The organism is Acinetobacter sp. ANC_7588, from assembly GCF_056783995.1.
In genome coordinates this window covers 140,863-157,146 of record NZ_JBWYIU010000004.1, presented here as the reverse complement: position 1 = coordinate 157,146, position 16,284 = coordinate 140,863, and the positions used below count along the sequence as shown (strand labels likewise).

General features: G+C 41.2%; 13 protein-coding genes. 3 read left to right on the top strand and 10 right to left on the bottom strand.

The window, feature by feature from the left end; genetic code table 11:
* Positions 1 to 13 precede the first annotated feature (13 nt).
* A complete protein-coding gene (gene parE / locus AC1M9J_RS05780) occupies positions 14 to 1,894 on the top strand; it encodes a DNA topoisomerase IV subunit B (protein ID WP_035264762.1) in 1,881 nt (626 codons plus the stop codon).
* Between the two features lie 44 nt (positions 1,895 to 1,938).
* Here the strand turns inward: parE and AC1M9J_RS05775 are convergent, their stop codons facing one another.
* The 9 genes from AC1M9J_RS05775 to urtA all read right to left on the bottom strand — a co-directional run bounded on the left by AC1M9J_RS05775 (position 1,939) and on the right by urtA (position 10,872).
* Entirely contained in the window at positions 1,939 to 2,235 is a 297-nt protein-coding gene (locus AC1M9J_RS05775; RefSeq protein ID WP_035264759.1) for an FmdB family zinc ribbon protein, read from the bottom strand.
* A 121-nt stretch (positions 2,236 to 2,356) separates the two neighbouring features.
* Positions 2,357 to 3,535 (bottom strand): formamidase, encoded by a 1,179-nt coding sequence (gene fmdA, locus AC1M9J_RS05770; RefSeq protein WP_481586901.1) that lies wholly within the window; start codon positions 3,533 to 3,535, stop codon positions 2,357 to 2,359.
* Between the two features lie 39 nt (positions 3,536 to 3,574).
* A complete protein-coding gene (locus AC1M9J_RS05765; protein WP_481952018.1) occupies positions 3,575 to 4,690 on the bottom strand; it encodes an AAA family ATPase in 1,116 nt (371 codons plus the stop codon).
* A gap of 38 nt (positions 4,691 to 4,728) precedes the next feature.
* Complete coding sequence (locus AC1M9J_RS05760; RefSeq protein WP_035264753.1) at positions 4,729 to 5,772, bottom strand: aliphatic amidase; 1,044 nt, start codon at positions 5,770 to 5,772, stop codon at positions 4,729 to 4,731.
* Between the two features lie 212 nt (positions 5,773 to 5,984).
* Positions 5,985 to 6,683 (bottom strand): urea ABC transporter ATP-binding subunit UrtE, encoded by a 699-nt coding sequence (gene urtE / locus AC1M9J_RS05755; protein WP_035264750.1) that lies wholly within the window; start codon positions 6,681 to 6,683, stop codon positions 5,985 to 5,987.
* 9 nt (positions 6,684 to 6,692) lie between these two features.
* A complete protein-coding gene (gene urtD, locus AC1M9J_RS05750) occupies positions 6,693 to 7,451 on the bottom strand; it encodes an urea ABC transporter ATP-binding protein UrtD (RefSeq protein WP_481591967.1) in 759 nt (252 codons plus the stop codon).
* On the bottom strand, positions 7,448 to 8,614 hold the full coding sequence (urtC, locus tag AC1M9J_RS05745) for an urea ABC transporter permease subunit UrtC (protein ID WP_481952017.1): 1,167 nt from the start codon (positions 8,612 to 8,614) through the stop codon (positions 7,448 to 7,450). The genes urtD and urtC overlap by 4 nt, the downstream gene beginning before the upstream one ends.
* Before the next feature lie 19 nt (positions 8,615 to 8,633).
* A complete protein-coding gene (gene urtB, locus AC1M9J_RS05740) occupies positions 8,634 to 9,554 on the bottom strand; it encodes an urea ABC transporter permease subunit UrtB (protein WP_035264743.1) in 921 nt (306 codons plus the stop codon).
* Positions 9,555 to 9,633: 79 nt separating this feature from the next.
* The gene (gene urtA, locus AC1M9J_RS05735) at positions 9,634 to 10,872 is read right to left on the bottom strand and encodes an urea ABC transporter substrate-binding protein (protein WP_481952016.1); all 1,239 of its coding nucleotides are present in this window, start codon (positions 10,870 to 10,872) and stop codon (positions 9,634 to 9,636) included.
* Between the two features lie 202 nt (positions 10,873 to 11,074).
* Between urtA and AC1M9J_RS05730 the strand changes: the two genes are divergently transcribed.
* Both AC1M9J_RS05730 and AC1M9J_RS05725 read left to right on the top strand, forming a co-directional pair.
* A complete protein-coding gene (locus AC1M9J_RS05730) occupies positions 11,075 to 14,551 on the top strand; it encodes a hybrid sensor histidine kinase/response regulator (RefSeq protein ID WP_481952037.1) in 3,477 nt (1,158 codons plus the stop codon).
* A 3-nt stretch (positions 14,552 to 14,554) separates the two neighbouring features.
* Positions 14,555 to 15,463, top strand: coding sequence for a response regulator (locus AC1M9J_RS05725; protein WP_481952015.1), 909 nt, complete (start codon positions 14,555 to 14,557; stop codon positions 15,461 to 15,463).
* An 88-nt stretch (positions 15,464 to 15,551) separates the two neighbouring features.
* On the opposite strand, the gene AC1M9J_RS05720 is transcribed toward AC1M9J_RS05725, so the two are convergent.
* The gene (locus tag AC1M9J_RS05720) at positions 15,552 to 16,259 is read right to left on the bottom strand and encodes a phospholipase D family protein (RefSeq protein WP_092766533.1); all 708 of its coding nucleotides are present in this window, start codon (positions 16,257 to 16,259) and stop codon (positions 15,552 to 15,554) included.
* Positions 16,260 to 16,284 lie beyond the last annotated feature (25 nt).

The window sequence follows — 16,284 nt, the reverse complement described above, 5'->3', positions numbered from 1 at the left end:
GAAACAATTCAACGTGTCTCAATATACGGCCCAATCCCTTGAAGTCTTATCTGGTTTAGATCCTGTACGCCGTCGTCCAGGCATGTATACCGATACCACACGTCCAAACCATTTGGCGCAAGAGGTCATTGATAATGCGGTCGATGAAGCATTGGCAGGACACGCGAATAAAATTACAGTGACTGTGTATAAAGATGGTTCATTGTCAGTAGAAGATAACGGGCGTGGTATGCCAGTTGATATTCATCCTGAATATGGTCAAAGCGGCATTGAAATTATTCTGACTAAACTGCATGCAGGCGGGAAATTCAGCACAGATAATTATCAATTCTCTGGTGGTTTGCACGGGGTTGGTATTTCTGTTGTAAATGCGCTTTCCACACGTGTGGAAGTTCAAGTTCAGCGCCAAGGTAATTTATACAAAATGGCCTTTGAGCAAGGTGAAGCAACGGCACCACTTGAAGTTCTGGAAGGTAAAGCACCTAAACGTGCATCGGGTACCTCAGTTCACTTTTGGCCTGAAGCGAAATATTTTGATTCACCTAAATTTGCATTAAAGGCACTTAAACACAATTTAAAAGCGAAGGCGGTATTAGCTGCTGGCTTACAAATCAATTATGTTGATGAAATTAACGACGAAAAAATCACTTGGCAGTTTGAAAATGGTCTCGTCGATTATTTGATGGATGAATTAGAAGATCGTGAAATCATCCCTACGCCTGCATTTGTCGCTACAGGTGACGCGGAACGTGCCAGTGCGGAGTTTGCGATTTGTTGGAATGTTGAAGGTGGAGAGAGCATTCAAGAATCTTATGTGAACTTGATTCCAACGGCTCAAGGTGGCACACATGTGAATGGTCTTCGTTCAGGTGTGACGGATGCGATCCGTGAGTTCTGTGAGTTACGTAATCTCTTACCACGTAATATGAAGCTTTCAGCGGAAGATGTGTGGGATGGCGTGAACTATATTCTGTCTTTGAAATTTCAAGAGCCACAATTTTCAGGTCAAACCAAAGAGCGTCTTTCAAGTCGTGAAGCCTCTGGGATTGTGCAGAACATCGCAAAAGATGCTTTTGCCTTATGGTTGAATCAAAACTCTGAAATTGCAATGCAATTGGCTGAAATGGCGATTTCAAAAGCGGGACGTCGTTTAAAAGCTGCAAAGAAAGTTGAGCGCAAAAAAATCGTTTCAGGTCCAACTTTACCAGGCAAATTATCTGATTGTGTGGGACATAGTTTGGAAGAGTCAGAACTATTTATTGTGGAAGGTGATTCTGCTGGAGGATCTGCCAAACAGGCGCGTGATAAGAATTTCCAAGCGATTATGCCGATCCGCGGAAAAATTTTAAACACTTGGGAAGTATCTTCAGATGAAGTACTTGCTTCTCAAGAGGTGCATAATATTGCAATCGCAATAGGAGTCGATCCGGGTTCTGATGATTTGTCTGAACTCCGCTATGGCAAGATCTGTATCTTGGCCGATGCTGACTCTGATGGTCTGCATATTGCGACTTTGCTGTGTGCATTATTTGTGAAGCACTTCCCAAGCCTAGTTGAAGCAGGGCACTTATTTGTTGCGATGCCACCTTTATTCCGTATTGATGACGGTAAAGATGTGCATTACGCGCTTGACGAAGCAGAATTAGAAGGCATATTGAAAAAAGCCAAAACTAAATCCCCACAAATCACACGATTTAAAGGTTTGGGTGAGATGAATGCAAGTCAGCTCCGTGAAACAACATTGGATCCCAATACTCGTCGTTTGGTGCAACTAGATTTGGATGATGTGCATTTTACTTCAGGTTTATTAGATAAATTATTAGCCAAGAAACGCGCAAGTGATCGTAAAGAATGGTTGGAACAAAAAGGCAACTTAGCTGAATTAGTCGTTTAATTTTCTGCAGACACGAGCATTAAAGCCCGCAGATGCGGGCTTTTTTATACTTCACAGAGTGAACAATTCACACCACGACAGTTGTGTAGCACTGAACTGCGTGCACTATTTTTATTGGTACCTGGACCGCCGACTAAAGGTCCTGCAAGTTGTTCTGCGCCTGACCCTGGACGCCATTTGGTCTTCATGTTGATTTGTTGTCTGCCAGTAATCATTGGTTTAGCTAAGGTGGGTTGTTGACAGTATTTACATTCGATAGTGTCAGTTGCAATCCTAGAAATAGGCACACGTTGTTCAAAAATTCCTTCGCAGTGCTCACAGCGGAAATCGTATAATGGCATGGTCGTGCTCCTACTTATTTTTAAGCATGTGCATGTTTAAAAGTTAAAAAGGAGGTAGCTCGCATGCTTACTCAAGCTACCCCGTAAAATGGTGAAACCTGTAACAACAATAATGCGCTAATTAGCGCTTATGCCCCCAAAATTTATCGTCATTTAAAGCACCTTGCGGCAATATATTTTGTTCAAAAATGGAGGTTGGGAGTGAGACGGTACATGCACAGTTTGGAATATCTACAATACCTCCGATACGACCTTCAACCGGTGCAGCGGTAAGTAACATGTAGGCTTGTGACCCAGTAAAGCCAAAATTTTCAAGATACTTGATGGCTTTTAGACATGCTTGGCGGTAAGCCACTGTCGCATCGAGATAGTGATTTACACCATCTTCAACACTGATCCCTTCGAAAGTCAGCCATTGATCATAATTTGGACGTACATTGCTTGGAACAAAGATAGGTGAATCAATATTGTATTTTTCCATCCCACCTTTGATTAAATCGAAACCGACACGTGTAACGCCATCCATTTCAATCGCACCACAGAAACCAATTTCACCATCACCTTGTGAGAAGTGGAGGTCGCCCATTGAGAAGCCAGCACCTTTTTGATAAACAGGGAAGTAAATACGGCTTCCTGCAGCAAGGTCTTTAATGTCTGTGTTACCCCCATGTTCACGTGGAGGAACTGTGCGTGCAGCTTCAGCCGCCATACGATCAAATTCGGGACCTTTTACACCACGCAGAACGGCTGTACGTGGATCAGGAGGGTTTGCTTGACCTTTAGGAACGAGCAATGCTTCACGGCGATTCCATTCTTTCAGTAAATCATGTGATGGTAGGGTTCCCATCAAGCCAGGATGTTTTAAACCTGCAATACGTACACCAGGGATATGACGTGAAGTTGCAAATAAACCTTTCAAATCCCAAATAGCTTTATCTGCTTCTGGGAAATAGTCCGCCAAGAAGCCACCACCATTTTCCTTGGCAAAAACACCCGAAAAACCCACATCAGAAATCGGTTGAATGTCTAGTAGATCAATGACCAACAAATCACCTGGTTCTGCACCTTCAACATAGAATGGACCTGTTAAAGGATGAGCACGTGTTAAATCCACATTTTTAACATCAGAAATATCGTCAGTATCTTTAATTTGTGCGTCAAGGAAATCCAAGCTTTCAATCAGAATTTCTTCACCAGGTTTTACTGATGTTAGAAAAGGTAGGTCTGGGTGCCAACGGTTGTGACCAATTTCGGCTTGTTCCGCAAGTGGAATTCCTGGTTTGATTTTAATATGTTGCATAATGTATCCCCTGTATTGAGGTCAAATAAAGTTTAGGTCTCAGTGTTGTTGTGATGCTTCGTGTATCAGTAACGGATCAAGTTGTTTCACTGCAGGCTCAATCATCTGAATTTGAAGCTTCGTATTGTCGTAATCGATGATGAATTCACTAATGTGCTTGTTGTTTAGAAAAGCTTTCGCGAGTTCAGGTTCAACTAACACTTTAAAACGACGGCTTAAACCCCGAGCACCAAATCGAACATCATGTCCTGAACTCAGGAATCGAATGGCAGCATCGGTCAAAGCAATGGTTCGACTTTGCTTTTTTAGACGTTGGTTCATTTTGTCAATTTCGAGTTGGACTAAGGTTGCAGCAAAATCAGATTCAACTGGCTGATAATGTAAGATTCGCTCAATGCGATTTAGAAACTCAGGATCAAACTTTTTATCGAGTGCTTTTGTCGTGATTTCACTGTCATCTAATTTCAAATGCTTGGCTAATTTCTGGAGTGGTTTCGGTAATTGACTAAGTTGTTTCAGGCGCTTTTGAGCATCTTTAGCACCCACATTACTCGTCATAAAAATCATGCAGTTTTTAAAGTCTAAAACCTTTGTACCCGCAGTTAATTTTAAAGTTCCTGTTTCAAGCACATTGAGTAGCCCTCGAATGACTTCAGTACTGGCTTTTTCAATTTCATCAAAGAGAACAATGCCAGGTTTGGAGAAACTCCCTTGAATCAGGGCTTCATCGAATAAAGTATTTCCTTCTTTAGAGCCGACATAGCCTGGTGGGGCACCTGTCAGGGCGGCTGCATAATGCTCTTGTGCCAATGTATTCATATCAATTCGACTGAATGCATCAGCTTTACCGTGTATCGCTTCAGCAATGAGGCGGACTGTTTCAGTTTTTCCTACACCGGTAGGACCTAACATCAGTGTGACACTTAAAGGACGATGAGCTGCGTTAAAATCTGCTTTCACTGTGGTGAGCATATTTTCAATTTCATCAAGTGCGGCTTCTTGCCCAATAATATGTTCACGTAGATGGGTCATCACGGCATCTGGTTCAAAACTGAATCGGGAAGTACGTGCAATACATTCCTTGCTTTGCATGTCATAGCGTTGTTTTGCCAAACTTTCCTGATTGGCATGTATACGGTCACTGGCAAATGTCATGTTCGAAACCTCCTGAAATCAAGTCGGACGAAGCTTCTTTAAGAAGCTTCTTTCTCTAACCCTTCGTGAGGTAAGTTGCCAATTGGGCACTCTGCAACGCCAATGGTTGAACGCGTAAACTGCTCAACATTTTCCTGTGCTTTTTGTGCGTCTAAGACCCATGTCTTGTAGAAGTCGAATGGACAATCGGCAACCCCTTTATCACCATCACCATTGTTGTATACGCCTGTATAGCCACGGTGTAGAAGCTTGAACAAGTGATTTTGTGATTGATCGTATTTACGTGCATCACGTATTTCTGTGAGTGATAACTGTGCGTATTGGATACCATTTTCTTCCGTACCACATTCACCTAATGTACGTCCGTCAAAGCCGACCACTGCCGAATGTCCAAAGTAGGTATACACCCCATCAAAACCAGTACAATTGGCAACAGCGACATAAACGTTATTTGCCCAAGCCATACATTTGGCCATATTGATTTGCTGTTCATCAGCCGGGTACATATAACCCTGGCATCGCACCACAAGTTCAGCACCTTTCATCGCACAGTCGCGCCAAATTTCAGGGTAATTGCCGTCGTCACAGATAATGAGTGACATCTTGATGCCTTTAGGGCCCTCTGTCACATAAGTCGTATCTCCAGGGCACCAGCCTTCAATTGGGCACCATGGAATAATCTTGCGATATTTTTGAACGATTTCACCTTTGTTATTGATGAGCACTAAGGTGTTATATGGCACTTTATGCGGGTGTTCTTCGTGCTGTTCCCCAGTAATTGAGAATACGCCCCAAACATTTGCTTCAATACAAGCTTGAGAGAAAATTGCCGTTTCATCACCTGGGATTGTGGCTGCCGTTGCCATCATTTCATCATGATCATACATAATGCCCATGGTGCTGTATTCAGGAAAAACAATGAGATCCATACCTGGAATACCTTGTTTAATTCCTTTCAACATTTCAGCAATTTTTTTTGCATTCTCAAGTACTTCTGCTTTGGTGTGCAAGCGTGGAATTTTATAGTTCACTACTGCTACACCTACTGTATTTGGACTACTTGAGATATCACCGTGACGCATTAAACTTACTCCCCATATCTTTAAAATTAAAATCTATGTAAGGAGTTTCGCGTGAAATTGATCGATGCAAAATACGGTGAATTGCGTATATGAAGCGATATTTCGCATGAGTCTTTAGATCGAAATAACAATACCACTCCAACAAATGGTCAAAAAAATCCCCCGAAAAATCGAGGGAGATGCCAAATTAAGAGTTGATGAGATGACGTGCTTTAAACTGAAAGATATTTACTAATGGTTGCTTCATCGACATTCGCTCTGACATCTTCATAAGCAAAACGGCCTTTATCGATGACCAAGAAGCGATCTGCCATCGCCATAGTAAAGCTCAGTACTTGCTCGGAGACCACGATAGTGAGATCTCGCTGATCGCGAATTTCTTTTAGCGTTTTCGCAATATCTTTAATAATCGAGGGCTGGATTCCCTCGGTAGGTTCATCGAGCAGCAATACTTTGGGGTTAGTGGCGAGTGCACGTGCAATTGCCAATTGTTGCTGTTGTCCACCAGATAAATTTCCCCCTTTGCGTTTACGCATATCCCAAAGTACAGGGAAAAGCTCATACAGATCGTCAGGTACTTTTCCATGTGCAGACGCAGGGAGACCCGTTTGAATATTCTCTAGAACAGACATGGTTGAGAAAATCATTCGACCTTGAGGAACATAGGCAACACCATTTTCCACACGTTGATACGGGTCAAGCTTTTCTAAGTTTTTACCATCGAGCTTGATTTCGCCTTGAGTATTTTTAATATCACCGATAAGAGTTTTAAACAGTGTGGTTTTACCCATCCCGTTCCGCCCCATAATCGCCACAATTTCTTTGGGTTGAATTTTAAGTTCTAGATCATGAATGACTTGGCTTTGTTTATAACCTGAACACAAAGAACTAATTTCTAATAATCCGCTCATAAGGCCTCCTTAGTGTCCGAGATAGACTTCAATGACTTTTGGATCACTTTGCACATCATCCATTTTTCCTGCTGCGAGGATTTTCCCTTGATGCAATACAGTCACTTTATCTGCAATGGTTTTTACGAACTCCATATCGTGCTCAATCACGAGGACTGAGCGTCCTTTACTGATTTCACGAAGCAGTTGTGCTGTCTGTTCGCGCTCAGAAACACTCATGCCTGCCACAGGTTCATCCAGCATTAACAACTCGGGGTCTTGCATAAGCAACATCCCTATTTCAAGCCATTGTTTTTGTCCATGAGACAATAGGCCTGCGGAGGTGTGTAATAAATCAGTGAGGAAAATTTTTGAAGCGACTTCTTGGATACGTTCTTTGACATCTTTGGTTCGCTTAAAGAACAAAGCCCCAAACACATTACGACCACGTGGGAAAGACATTTCGAGGTTGTCATAGACTGAAAGGTTTTCGTAAATATTAGGGTTTTGAAATTTACGACCGACACCTTTACGAACGATTTCGAACTCTTTGAGCTTAGTCAGTTCAATATCATTAAATTTGATCGTGCCAGAAGTTGCTTTAGTTTTTCCGCAAATCAAATCCAACACTGTTGTTTTACCTGCACCATTAGGGCCGATCACCACGTGAACTTCGTTTTTATCGAGATAGAAGTTGAGATCGCTGACGGCTTTAAAGCCGTCAAACGAGACTGTGAGATCTTCAATTACAAGTACAGGTTTTGCCATTTCTACGCCGACTTTACTCATTTCACACCTCCTTCTATTTCAACATTGCTATCTTTATTGGACTCCATGGGTTGATGGGGGGGAGGCGAAGCCGTTGTTTTTTTATCTTTGAAGATAAGTGGGCGAACATATTTTTCATATAAGCCAGCTAAACCATTCGGTAAGAACATCACAACGCCTATGAACAATGCACCAAGGAAGTACAACCATACTTCAGGGAATGCTTCAGAGAAGTAAGTTTTACCGAGGTTAACTAAAACTGCACCATATACAGCTCCAATCAGTGATAAACGTCCGCCAACTGCAGCTAAGATCACCATTTCAATAGATGGGACGATGCCAATAATCGTTGGAGACATGAAGCCGACTTGCAGCGTAAACATTGCCCCACCGACGGAAGAAACGACTGCCGCAAAGCAGAAGATAAAGACTTTGTACATTGAAACGTCATAACCAGAAAAACGTACACGTTCTTCTTTTTCACGCATTGCAGAAAGTAAGCGACCTAACTTTGAGCTGAGAACAAAGCGACTGATCATGATGACTGCGATGAGTAACAATGCATTGATGTAATACAGAACGTACTTTGCCTCATCCGTACGGATGTCCCAGCCATGTAATGTCTTGAGATCAGTAATACCGTTAATACCGCCAGTAAAGCCTTGTTGACCAATAATCAAAATTGTCAAAATCGCCACAATCGCTTGCATGATGATAGAGAAATACACGTCTCCTACACGACGAGTAAACATTGCAAAACCAATAATAAAAGCCAATAAAATTGGAATAATTACAATCGCGAATAGGGTAAATGTGAAACTATGGAATGGTTCCCAGAACATTGGTAGGCTGGTAATTTGATTCCAGTCCATAAAATCAGGAATACCGGGTGTGGTTTGAGCTGCTGTGGATTGCATGTCAGAAGCTTCAAGTTTGAGGAACATAGCCATACAGTAGCCACCGATCCCAAAGAAAATACCCTGACCTAAACTCAAAATGCCGCCGTAACCCCAGCACAGCACTAAACCAATCGCAACAAAAGCAAACGTAAGATATTTACCCATTAAATTAAGACGGAAAACATCTAAAAACATGGGCATTACAAATAGGATCAGTACTGCCAATATAGCCAGTCCAATCGCACCTTCTTTACCGCCTAACAAGGCATTCATTGGATTACTCATATCAATCTCTCCTGAATACCTATTTACGAACTTTGATTGAGAACAAACCTTGAGGACGTAACATCAAAATGATGATGACCGTCGCTAAGGTAATGACTTTGGCAACAGAGCCTGACAGGAAAAACTCTAGGATTGATTGGGCTTGTGCAATACTGAAAGCCGAAGCGATAGTGCCTAATAGACTTGCAGCTCCACCAAACACCACAACCAAGAACGTGTCTACGATATAGAGAGAGCCTGCAGTTGGACCAGTTGAGCCAATTGTCGTAAACGCCGCACCAGCAATACCGGCCAAACCACAACCTAATGCGAATGTTAGACTGTCCACACGCTTTGTATTAATACCAACGGCACCACTCATGAAACGGTTTTGGTTTGTCGCACGAAGCTGTAAGCCCCAGCGAGAACGATAGATGAGGAAATAGACGAAAGCGGTCACGGTGAGTGTGACACCGACAAGGAATAAGCCATTAATAGGAATATCAATCGTCTCTGTCGGTTGATAAGAGCCCATAAGCCAATCAGGTAGTGTTGGACTCACTTCTTTGGGACCAAATGTAGAGCGAAACACTTGTTGCATGATTAAGCTCAAGCCCCAAGTTGCAAGCAAAGTATCGAGTGGCCGCTGATAAAGCCGACTAATCATGAGCCGTTCGACCATATAGCCGATAATGCCTGCTGTCAGAAAAGCTGCCACAATCGCTACAATAAAATAATAAGGAAGCAACTGAGGAAAATAGCTTTCAGTCAGGGTTGAAATGACAAATGTGGTATACGCGCCTATTGTGAGGAATTCACCATGTGCCATATTGATGACACCCATTTGCCCAAAAATAATTGCAAGGCCCAGTGCCATTAACAACAGCACACAGAAAACAGAAAGACCATTAAAGCCTTGCATCGCAAATATTGCACCGAAGTCAGCTAAAGATAAATCCATCGCCTCATCCTCCAAGCTTTAAATAATAGGTTTGAAATGAAAAGATCAGGAGAGGGCTCTCCTGATCATGTGCTGTCGATTAGTAGCCTTTAGGGAATGGATTAGGCTTGATTAAACCTTTTGATTCGTAGACCACTTTGAATTGACCATTGGTTTGCACTTGTGCAATACGTGATTTGCTCCATAAATGATGATTGGCATCAATTTTCACGTAACCTTCAGGCGCATTTTTCATTTCGATGCCTGGAGAGGCTTTGGTCACTTTAGCAACATCAAAACTACCAGCTTTTTCAACTGCGGCTTTCCATAGCCACGGACCAAGATAAGCGGCTTGAGTCACATCACCAATTACTGCTTTAGGACCGTATTTCGCTTTAAATGCTTTTACGAAAGCTGCATTACTTGGATTATTTAGACTTTGGAAATATTTCATTGAAGAGTAGAAACCCTTCATATTTTCGCCACCAATCCCCAGTAATTCATCTTCTGTCACAGAGAAGGTGAGCAGTGTTTGCTTATCGCCAGTCACGCCTGCAGCTTTCATTTGCTTATAGAATGAAACGTTTGATCCACCCACCACGGCAGCGACAATTGCATCTGGTTTACGAAGTTTGGTTTTGTTAATTAAAGAACCAAATTGCGTATGTCCAAGCGGGTAGTATTCTTCACCGACGACTTTACCTTTCAACACTTTTTCAATGTGTGTACGGGCAATTTTCATGGTGGTACGTGGCCAAATATAGTCAGAACCGATCAAATAGAATGTTTTGGCTTTTTTCTCACGTGCAAGCCAATTCAGAGACTCAAGCACCTGTTGTGTAGCTTCTTGACCGGTATAAATCACATTTTTAGATTGTTCTAGACCTTCATAGAATGTTGGGTAATATAGAAGTGAATTATTTCGTTCAATAATAGGTAATACGGCTTTACGAGAAGCTGAAGTCCAGCAACCAAAAATTGCTGCAACACGATCCTTTTCAGTTAATTTTCGGGCTTTCTCAGCGAAAGTTGGCCAGTCAGATGCTCCATCTTCTTGAACAATTTTAATCTGACGACCTAATACACCACCTTGTTTGTTGATCTGCTCAATGGCTAAACGTTCTGCTTGGATGGCTCCTGTTTCAGAGATTGCCATCGTTCCTGTCGCTGAATGAAGCTGACCGACATAGACGAATTTATCATTTACGTTAAGTTTGGTTGTATTTACTTTTGCTGTCGCTGGAACACTCGCAGTGGTCAAGACAGGTGCCAGTAAAAAAGGAACAGCGAGTAGTCCTGCGAGTAAGCCAGATGTTTTAACTTTAGATTTTAAGGTCATTGGTGTTCCCCTGATGAAGTAGATAAGGCCATTGCGCGATTTATTGTTTGCGCTTGCTATGGACTTAAGCCTAAGGGGTGTTAAAAAATGAGCATATACGTCACTTTACGTATATCGATGTTCCTCAAAATGATTTTTGATGAAAGTTAAGCTGGGCATAGATTTTGCTAACTGTAAGGGTCTATTTAAATTGCCTAGCTTTATGGTTTCATCTAGCAATACTCCTCAAGCACCGCAACGGGTGATTCATACACGCCGTAAATACAATACTTGGGTGGTTGATGAGAGTATTGAAGACTATGCACTACGCTACGCACCGAGGTCAGTAAGACGGTGGTCCCTTTGGACGGTGACCAATACAGCGCTTGCAGCAGTCAGTTTTCTAGCGATGGAAGCGCTTGGTGCAACCATGTTATGGCAATACGGCTTTAGCAATGCATTCTGGGCCTTAGTGGTCGTTTCAATCATTATCTTTTTGACCAGTTGGCCTATTGGATATTACGCGGCCAAATACAATGTTGATATTGACCTACTTACGCGGGGCGCAGGCTTTGGCTATATCGGCTCATCTATAACTTCAGTCATTTACGCCAGTTTTACTTTCATCTTCTTTGCTTTTGAAGCCGCTATCATGGCTTTGGCGCTTGAGCTTGGTTTAGGTGTGCCGCTGAGTCTAGGTTATTTAATTTCTGCGCTTATTATTCTGCCCCTAGTGATCAAAGGCATAGGGTTTATTAATAAAGTACAAGCGTTTACCCAACCATTATGGATTTTTTTATTATTACTACCATGGTGCTTTGTTTTGGTGAAGCATCCGACTCTGCTCTCTGAAGTTGCCCTAATAGAAGGCGCGCAAAGTCAAAGTGCAGGATTCAATTTGGCTTTTTTTGGCGCATCTTGCACTGTTTTGTTTGCGCTGATTACGCAGATTGGTGAACAAGCTGATTATTTAAGATTTTTGCCAGACAAAAAACATGCTCAAAAGACATGGAACTGGGCGGTATTTTTAGGCGGTCCTGCATGGATATTGGTGGGATTCATTAAAATTTTTATGGGAATGATTTTAATGGTTCTCGCCCTTAAATTTATGGTGCCGAATCATGAATTAAGCAATCCGAATTATCTATATTGGATCGCCTACCAACAAGTGATTGAGCATTCTGGTGCTGCATTATTTCTTACAGTCATGTTTGTGTGTATCGCACAGTTAAAGATCAACGTAACCAACGCTTATGCTGGCTCATTGGCATGGTCTAATTTCTTTGCACGCTTAACGCACAGTCATCCCGGACGTGTGGTCTGGTTAGTATTCAATATTTTTATTGCGCTATTGTTGATGGAGCTGGGTGTCATCCATGCGGTGGAGCGTGTATTAGGGCTTTATAGTAATGTGGCCTTGGCATGGGTGGGTGCCATCGTTGCTGATCTCGTCATCTGTAAGCCATTGGGGCTGAGCCCGAAAGGAATTGAGTTTAGGCGTGCTTACCTCTATGACATTAATCCAGTCGGTGTTGGCAGTTTATGTATTGCATCCTTATTGTCGATTTTATGCTACTGGGGATTATTTGGTGATATCGCAAAATCCTTAGCAGGATTTATTGCTTTAGGTTCAGCTATCGTCTGTGTCCCAATGCTTGCTTATTTTACTCGTGGCAAATACTACATCGCACGTCATGAAGATAAATCATTAAAACCAATAGAGACACAACGATGTGTGGTTTGTGAGCATGAGTATGAAATGGCTGACATGGCGACTTGTCCTGCTTATAACAATATTATTTGTTCTTTATGCTGTACCTTAGAAGCTCGTTGCCATGATTTATGTAAGCCTCATGCACGGTGGTCTGCACAACTTAAGCATTTTGCAGTTTGGTTTCTACCGCACCAATGGTTGAGATACATCAATACTAGATTGAGCCTTTATATTTTGATGATCTTTGTTCTGAGTGTGGTTTTGGCAGTCAGTTTAAGTCTGGTTTATTTACAAGAACTGAGTAAATTCGGCACAGTATTTGGATCAACTCAACAGCATGAGTTGCTGATGCTATTTGTGAAAATTTATGCCGTATTATTTTTACTGTTATGTGTTGCAGCATGGTGGTTGGTACTCAATGATGAAAGTCGCCGACAAGCTCAGCTTGAAAGTAATATGCAAACACAACTGCTCATGGACGAAATTGAAGCGCATAAAATTACAGATCGGCAATTACAAGATGCACGAACTCAAGCTGAAAAAGCCAATGAGGCCAAAAGTCGTTATGTTGTTGGGATTAGTCATGAACTGAGAACACCTCTAAATAGTATTTTAGGATATAGCCAGTTACTCAATAAACAAGAACAACTCTCTGAACAAGGAAAAGCTGCGCTGGGCGTGATTCGTCGTAGTGGGCAGCATTTAACGTCCTTGATTGATGGTTTACTTGATCTTGCAAGGATTGAAACAGGTAAAATTTCCTTAGAAATGTCGAATATTGAATTTCCGAAGTTTCTCCAACAAATCGTGAATATGTTTGAGCCACAATTCCAACAAAAACAACTGAAATTTACGGTCGAAATTAGTGAAAAAATACCACAATACGTACGTATAGATAAAAAAAGACTTGAACAGATCCTTATCAATTTAATGGGAAATGCTTTGAAATTTACGCTCGAAGGAGAGGTGAAATTTCGAGTGGATTATCGCTTTCAGACGGCATATTTTGAAATTCATGATACGGGATGCGGAATTGCTGAAGCAGATCTAGAGCGAATATTCCAGCCTTTTGAGCGCGGACAAAATGTCGTACAAGGGAGCTTTGCTGGAACAGGTTTGGGTTTACCAATTGTTAAACTATTGGTGGATATTCTCGGTGGGGAGTTAAAGGTCAGCAGTACGTTAAAAAACGGTTCTATTTTTAAAATAAAACTATATTTACCTTCAAAGTCGGTCATTCATCCGATTGCTGATGTCGCATCGAATACAGTATCTGGCTATACGGGACATCGCCGTAAAATATTGGTCGTAGACAATGAAGCAACTGATCGTGGACTAGTTTTAAATTTCCTTAAACCTCTCGGCTTTATTCTTGAAGAAGCAGAATCGGGATTGCAATGTCTAAGAAAAGTCCCTGGATTTCGACCAGATTTAATTTTAATGGATTTGAGTATGCCTTTGATGGGAGGGTGGGAAACTGCGAAATTATTGAGAAATAATAAAATGACCAATGTTCCCATCATCATTATTTCCGCAGATGCCAATGAACGAATGCAGAACCCTGAAACCGATGTATTGAATGAAGACTTTCTGGTCAAACCAGTGGACTTAAATCTGCTACTGAACAAAATTGGAGATAAATTAGGCTTGAACTGGGTTCATCAGAATGAGCCAACTCAAGCCGCAGAAGAACCTCAAAAACAGGTTGAACCCTTACACCATGATGGCAACGCTTTATCTGTCAGCGTAATTGATGAGGATGATGAAGCACCAGAACAAGCGCTAATCAAACTAGAAGATTATTTGAGTATTGGTTATATCCGTGGAGCCAAAGAGATGCTCGAAATTTGCAAGAAACTCAATGTCTGTGATCCTTCTATATGGCAGCACATAGAATTTGATATTCAACGCTTCGATACCCAACGTGCATTACAACGATTACACGAGCACCTATCTGATATCAGATCTGATTTGGAAGGGAGTTAAGCTATGTTAGAAAGTATTTTAATTGTGGATGATATTCCTGAAAATCTAAGTTTATTACATGAAAGTCTTGATCAAGCAGGCTATCAGGTCTTAGTTGCCACCAATGGTTTTACTGCTATTGAAATTGCGCACCGTTCACAGCCAGATATGATTTTATTGGATGGGAGTATGCCTGAGATTGATGGTTTTGAAACCTGTATCCAGCTTAAAGCGAGTCCAATGACTGAGCACATCCCTGTCATATTTATGACGGGTTTGACGGAAACCGAACATATTGTAAAAGGCTTTCAAGTCGGGGGCGTAGATTATGTGACAAAGCCACTGAATATCGATGAAGTACAAGCACGTGTCAAAACGCATTTACTGCAAGCCCGTTTAATGCACCAACAGAAACAAATGCTCGATGCAACAGGCAGTGCAATTTTGTCGATGAATATGGATGGGGAAATTATTTGGCAGACACCTGTAGTGCAAGGTTTATTAACGCAACATGGAATTGATATTACTCATTTTAGAAAGAGTATAAATCAGTGGTTAAAAGCACTTTTCCAGCAATCTTATCAAGAAGAAATGCTACATGGTCAATATGGTCATGGGCATCAGCAATTACAATTAAATTTATTGACCAAGCTGAAAGAAGGACAATTACCTAAACATGTTTTGGTTCAGCTCAAAGAGCAAACACACATGCCAAGTGTTGAAGAGATCGCTCAAGCTTGTCCGAATTTAACACCACGTGAGGCTGAAGTTATGCATTGGGTAACGCTTGGCAAAACCAACCGAGATATTGCAGAAATTTTGGAGTTGAGTCCACGCACCGTCAATAAACATTTAGAGCATGTTTTTGAGAAGCTGTTTGTGGAAACGAGAACTGCTGCGGTATTACATGTGATGTCAGCTTGTCAAAATTAAACATGGCTTAAAGAAAATCGATATAACTCCTTTAAGCCTAATCAATGCCAAATACTGTTGGAGATTAATTTTTTGATTAACATGATGTTTATATTTCTAAATTTTCATCCCATAAAAAATAAATTCCGAATTGACCTGATCTAAATTCCCCCCCAGCTGCTTTGCCTGCATCCGTTAAAAAATGCTTCTCATTTTCAAGTTTGAGATAACCCTTGGAAACTAATTTTTCTAATAAAACAGGTGTTTTTAAACCAACTTTTGCAGCAAGTTTTGCTGAAGTTAATTTGCTAAATTTGCTACTCTCAGATTCGTTATCAGCTATATGCTCAGGTTCTGTATTATCCGATTTAACTTCATCTAAGGTAATTCGAACTTCTTCACTAATACGGATAATCCGCTGCGCTTCTTCATAAGCTTCTTTAAACACTTCATCATCTTCGTATTTACGGACTAAAATACCCATTTCATTATTATTAACTTGGCTAAACTCATATAGGTTGAGGCTTGAAATAATACATTCACCTTCGTTTAGGTAGCATTTAGCGTGTAAGTTTTTACAAAAACTGAGACGGACGTAATCAAGCTTTTGCAGCCATTTAATTTCTTCAGGGTGTAAATCACTTTTCCCATACACGATTCGAATATCAATTTTTAGACGATCTTTATCTTCTAATAATTCTTTAATTCGATCATTTAGTCGAAGATAAGGACTGATTAGAATCAAGCGCTCCTTTGCATTTTTTATGAGTTCTTCAAGATAAAAGTTAGTAGCACTGGTATTTAGGAACTTCGCCATTATTCCCTCTAGTATATTTTATATT